The following is a 6,020-nucleotide window of genomic DNA, read 5'->3' on the forward strand; positions in this document are numbered from 1 at the left end:
AAAGTTTACAACTTTTGCCAATCTTTGGTAGAAATGTGCTCTTTTCATGGGGTCGTATCTAATCTTATCCTAAGTCCCCAACTTTTCAACCTGGTCCCCAACTTTTTCACTTGATCCGTTGCACTGGCCCCTCTATCAGTGCACCCTCCAGAGTAGTCCAGTGCAGGTTATAAGCTATACCAGAAGCATTCCCCAGGCCAATCCAGTGCAGGTTGTATCTGTACCCAGGCTACATCAATAAGCCCTACATAATAACCCCGACTAATCTACTACTACATTTTTCACTTTAGCCTTAAAATGAACCATTTACAGGCTTTCCGGAATGATAACCCATAATTTTTTTGGAATTTCGAATATTTCTTTCAATTTTGTTATGTAGAACATATATACCTCAACTAACGCTAAAAACCGCTTGTCATGAACAAACTCCTAACCAGGGTGGTCTGCACCCATATGCCCTGCCACCATTCATTTTACCAACACTTAGATAAATAGCCTGCTTTAAAACTAACGCTTATGATCTTGAAAAAATCGCCATTGCGTATGGGCGGGTGGTATTTGCTGCTACCATTGACCGCACTTCTCTTCCTGGCTTCGGCCGTTCTTGCCCAGGATCGCATTTTAACGGTTACCGGAAAAGTTACTGATGAACTTGATAAACCTTTAAACGGGGCAACCATCCGCATAACCCACACTACTATAGCAACCGCCACCAATAAAGACGGTTTCTATACCATAACTGTAAACCCCACCGACTCGCTTGAATTTTCTTACACCGGTTATCGCATGGATAAACAACCGGTAAAAAACCGGGTAGACCTGAATGTAAAATTATCGCCTGTTGCTGGTAGTATGGATGAAGTAACCGTGATTGGTTATGGCCAGCAAAAGAAGGTGAGCGTGGTGGGTTCACAGGCTACTGTAAATCCTGAAGACCTGAAACTACCGGCCAGGGATATTGCCGGGATGCTGGCCGGACGCATTTCCGGCATCATTACAACCTCCCGCGGTGGCGGTCCTGGGGCAGATAACGCCAGTGTGCTGGTACGTGGGGTTTCTACTTTTGGCACCAGTACCCGTACGCCGCTCATCATCATCGATGGAGTGCCCGACAGAAGTTTTAATGATGTTGACCCGGAAGATATTCAAACCTTTACTGTGTTAAAAGATGCTACATCAACGGCGGTATATGGTACCCGTGGCGCTAATGGCGTTATACTCATCAATACCAAACGCGGCGTTGCCGGCAAACCTTCCATCAACGTGGAAGTGAACTCGGGGTTCACTCAATTCGTTCAGTTGCCTGAAATGCTCGATGCGCCCACCTGGATGGAATTATATAATGAATCACTGACAACCCGTGGTCGTGATCCATTTTATACAGCTGATAGAATTGAACTGCACAGAAGTGGTGTTGATCCGGATCTATATCCAAATACTGACTGGCAAAAAGAATTGTACCGCGATCACGGCCTAACACAACGCGCCAACTTTAACGTAAGTGGCGGGGCCGAAAGAGCCACCTACTATATCTCAGGCGGCTACTATAACGAAACCGGGATGATAAAACCTTATAAAGACGAGAACTATGATACGAAGTCTTTTTTTCATCGTTATAATTTTACCGCTAACGTTGGTGTGAATATAACGGGTACCACCAAACTTGATCTGGGTATCTCCACTATCATTGACAGACGGAACGGTCCTTATAATTCGGCTGTGGACAATGAATCGAACACCCTGTTTGAATATTCTTTACGTGTACCACCTCATATTATCCCTGCACGCTACTCAGACGGCTCCTGGCCTGGAACACCTGGTGGCACAAGCAGTCCAGCCCGGTTTGCCTTTGGTTTTGGTTCGGGATACGACGACTCTGCAAGCATTCGCCCGAACATCAGGATAAAGCAGGACCTGAGCATGTTTATAAAGGGATTGTCTATTTCGGGTTTGTTCTCTTACGATGTGTATACCGGCGCCACGGTGGCTACCGCGCGTGCTGCACCTATGGTATATGCAGAAGGCCGCGATTCCGCCGGCAATCTTATTACCCGGTTTATAAACACCCCCAACGACCTGCTCTCATATTCATCTGCCCGGTCAACCAATCACCGGATGTATTCTGAAGCTTCAATGAATTACTCAGCCAATTTTGGCGGAAAACACGAGGTGGGCGCTTTGTTGCTGTTCAACCAGTCGGAGTATGCGGATGCCAATGCTACTACGTTCACCGGAGCCATACCATTCCGCAATCGTGGATTGACCGGCCGTGCCACCTACGGCTTTAACAACAGGTATTTTGTAGAAGGTAACTTTGGCTATACCGGTTCTGAAAATTTCGCTCCATCGAAACGGTATGGTTTCTTTCCTTCCTTTGGGTTGGGCTGGATAATATCGGGTGAAAAATTCTTTCAGCCGCTCACCGGTGTGTTATCCTATTTCAAACTACGCTATAGTTATGGTTTAACTGGTAATGGCGGCTATAGTGGTAACCGGTTTTTATACCTTGATATGCTGACCAAAGCAGCTGCCGGAGTTTACCAGTTTGGTACGCCAACGTCCCTGTCGACTAACTATGCTGGTTATTCTCAGTCTCAAATTGCTACCGATGCCTCCTGGGAAACCTCATACCGGCATAACCTGGGTATTGAAATGAATTTCCTGAATAATGATCTGAAGTTGATCGCGGAATTGTTCCGGGAAAGAAGGGAAGATATCCTGCGTGCCGATGCCACCATTCCCGGCATCTCTGGTTTTGGCTCCGTAAACCCGGTTCGTAATATCGGCATTGTGCTGAACAAAGGTGTTGATATAAGCCTTTCGTATAACAAATCGTTTACCAAAACAACCTGGCTTACATTCACCGGTACTTTTACCTATAATAAAAATAAAAACCTGCAGGAGGGACTTCCTCCTCAACCATACCCCTGGATGGAATGGAAGGGACATGAAGTGGATGCAAAAGAATTATATACCGCTGTTGGTTTGTTTGATAGCCAGGAAGAAATTGATAAATGGGCCAAACAATCCGGTACGCCGATGGTGGGCGATATCAAGTATAAAGATCTGAACGGTGATGGCGTCATCAACAGTTTTGATATATCGCGTGTGGATGCCAATGGAACGCCAAAAATGATGTATGGGATGAATATTGCCTTTGGTTATAAAGGTTTTGATCTCGGCGCGTTTATACAGGGAACCGGTAAAGTATGGCTGTTGTATGGCGCCGGTGATGGCACCCTTCCCTTTAACAATGGGGCAAACAGCGGCAATCTGTATGCTGCTGTAAAAGACCGTTGGACGCCTGATAACCCCGATCCGCATCCGTTCTATCCGCGCCTGAATAGTAACCTGGATCCCACTTCGAATTTCCTGGTGAGCGACTGGTGGTTACATCCGGCTGATTTCATCCGGTTAAAAAGCGCCGAGTTGGGCTATACATTACCAGCCAGGATGGTGCACAGGAACCGGATCAAAAACCTGCGGATATTTATAAACGGTACCAACCTGGTCACCATTTCAAGATGGAAGTTCTGGGACCCTGAATTGAATGATATCGGTAACAGTTCTACCACTGTTACAAGAGGTGGGTACTATCCAAATATCAAGGCATACAATTTTGGAGTGAGAGCTACTTTTTAAATTTGACCATTCACCATTCACGATAAACGCCATTTACAAATGAAGTACAACTTTATAATAATATTTCTGCTTGCAACTATAGCCAGTTGTAAGAAGGGATACTTCGACGGGGTGCCCAAGGACCTTGTTTCTACCGATGCCATTTTTAAAAACAAATCAGAAACTGAAAACTGGCTGGCCTCGGTGTACGGCACCCTGGTTGATCCCTGGGCAAATACAGCGGGCTCGGCGCGCTATTGGGCTGGTTTTACCGAAGAACTTGAGCCGGCCGGCGCCACCGTACAGGCAAGTGGCTTGTTGAATCCGGCGAACGCCATCAACCTCTGGACGAGCCATTACCAGGGGATCCGCATGGCAAATATCTTTATTCAGCACATTGATAACAGTGAGACCAACCTGCTAAAGGAACCCAATGGTAAAGAATTGATGGTTCAGTATAAAGGTGAAGCTCGTTTTTTGCGCGCATATTATTACTGGAATTTGATGAAACTATACGGGCCGGTTATATTGGTGGGTGATGAACCAGGCAAGTACAACGACGACTACCAGCTACCACGAAACAGCTGGAAGGAGTGTATTGATTATGTACTGAGCGAAATGGATTCCGCTTATGCGATGGTGCCCGATAAATACCTGGGAGCTGGTGGTACGGAAGATGCCACCCAGGCCGGACGCATCAATCAACTGGTGATAGATGCCGTTAAATCACAGGTGCTGTTATTTGATGCCAGTCCGTTATACAATGGTAACCCTGATTTTGACAACTTTAAAAATGAAGATGGCAACCAATTGATGAATACAGGTGCTATGACGCTGGAAAATGGAACATAGCAGCGGCTGCAGCCAAACGGGCGATCGATCATGCCATTGTCAATGGAAAGAGTCTTTACAAAGTATCCAATGCCGATCCGTTTGTGGCAGCCTTCCAGTCATATCGTGATCTTTTCCTTACCGGTTGGAGCACCGAAGGTATTTGGACACGTGCGGTTACCGTTTATAAAACCTGGGAAAATGATGCGGCGCCAAGGGCTGTCAATGGTACTGCGTTTAATGCGGCTTTGGCAGTGCCGCAGCAAATGGTTGATAAATTCAGAATGATCAATGGCAAAGCTATCAATGAAGCCGGCAGTAATTATAATGAGAACAGTTTTACGGCAACAGCCAAAGCAGGGTATTATGTAGCTGGTACCAGCAACATGTATGTAAACCGCGAGCCGCGTTTTTATAATACCATTACATTTAATGGTGCTACTCTTCCGTTTGTTGCCAAGACCGGACAAACGTATGTGCAATTCTGGCCAACAGGTAACTCAGGGAATGCAAATGGCAGTGAAACAAAGTTCCCCAGGACCGGTTATCTGGTGCGCAAGCATACCAATCCAGCGAGAAATTTATCGAACGATAACGGGAATGTTGCCCGCCCGGCTATGTATATTCGATTGGCAGAATTGTATTTGAATTATGCAGAAGCATTGAATGAAGCTCAGCCCGGCCATCCAGATATCCTTATTTATTTGAATAAAATTCGTTCCCGAGGGGGGATTCCGGATCTTGGGCCAGGGCTATCACAGGCTGAAATGCGTAAACAGATACAAACGGAAAGATGTATCGAGATGGCGTATGAAGGTTGCCGCTTTTTTGATATTCGCCGGTGGAAAATTGCCAATGCACCTGAAGGCAAACAGGGCGGCGATTTTACCGGTATGAATGTGCTGGATGGAAATAGTTTATCAGATCCTGCCTTCTATGTAAAAACAAGAACTTCTACCCGGGTATGGGACAACAAGTATTATATCTTTCCCATACCGCAGAGTGAACTGAATAAGAATTTTGTGATGGTGCAGGCGCCGGGTTATTAAACCTGCATCGACGCGGAGACCGTTGAGATTGTTTATGAAAGCAGCCAGTGCGACCTGGTGTTTCAATAAATAAAAATAAAAGAACTAATACCATAAGACACAAGGTGCAAGGCACAAGTCTTAACATTCGGAGTCTCCGGTAATATTCGGGAAACCTGAGTTGTAAATTCCTGTGCCTTGATTCTTGTATCTGGTACCTTCTGCCTATAGTTTCACTATTTGGACTGCAGTACGTGCTCCATCTCCACTATACACTACCAGGTAATTTCCTTTGACCAACCAATTCGTGTTAATGGTGGTTTGCAGGCTGCCTTTGGCAACAGGTTGGGTTAACCATACCTTGCCATCGATGCCTGTAATTTGAATAACGGCAGTTTTTGTACTGGCTGCATGTGTAACTTTTATCTCACTGTTGTCGGTGATCAGCCGCGGCGCTACCGTAATAGTATTGTTATCATTATTTATAGAAAGCGTATGGCTGTAGGTGAACCGACCGTCTATGTCAACCATTTGCAGGCG

At 45.8% G+C, this 6,020-nt stretch carries 3 protein-coding genes and 1 pseudogene; 3 read left to right on the plus strand and 1 reads right to left on the minus strand.

Translation table 11 applies throughout. From position 1 onward, the window contains the following. The first annotated feature begins 516 nt into the window (after positions 1 to 516). From ACJ751_RS10895 to ACJ751_RS10905, 3 genes are all read left to right on the plus strand, one after another. Entirely contained in the window at positions 517 to 3,642 is a 3,126-nt protein-coding gene (locus ACJ751_RS10895; protein ID WP_407745522.1) for a SusC/RagA family TonB-linked outer membrane protein, read from the plus strand. A 39-nt stretch (positions 3,643 to 3,681) separates the two neighbouring features. Then, positions 3,682 to 4,473, plus strand: coding sequence for a RagB/SusD family nutrient uptake outer membrane protein (locus ACJ751_RS10900; RefSeq protein ID WP_407745523.1), 792 nt, complete (start codon positions 3,682 to 3,684; stop codon positions 4,471 to 4,473). An 83-nt stretch (positions 4,474 to 4,556) separates the two neighbouring features. Beyond that, the gene (locus tag ACJ751_RS10905; protein ID WP_407745524.1) at positions 4,557 to 5,501 is read left to right on the plus strand and encodes a RagB/SusD family nutrient uptake outer membrane protein; all 945 of its coding nucleotides are present in this window, start codon (positions 4,557 to 4,559) and stop codon (positions 5,499 to 5,501) included. A gap of 204 nt (positions 5,502 to 5,705) precedes the next feature. Here ACJ751_RS10905 and ACJ751_RS10910 read toward each other — a convergent pair. Further along, positions 5,706 to 6,020 (minus strand): annotated as a pseudogene (locus ACJ751_RS10910) (hypothetical protein); the annotation flags it as partial.

Source organism: Niastella sp., assembly GCF_045805085.1.
In the GTDB taxonomy this organism is placed as follows: Bacteria; Bacteroidota; Bacteroidia; order Chitinophagales; family Chitinophagaceae; genus Niastella.

Bases quoted from the DNA above. Each gene is read 5' to 3' on its own strand.
- ACJ751_RS10895 (WP_407745522.1), top strand. From the start codon at position 517: ATGATCTTGAAAAAATCGCCATTGCGTATGGGCGGGTGGTATTTGCTG.
- ACJ751_RS10900 (WP_407745523.1), top strand. From the start codon at position 3,682: ATGAAGTACAACTTTATAATAATATTTCTGCTTGCAACTATAGCCAGT.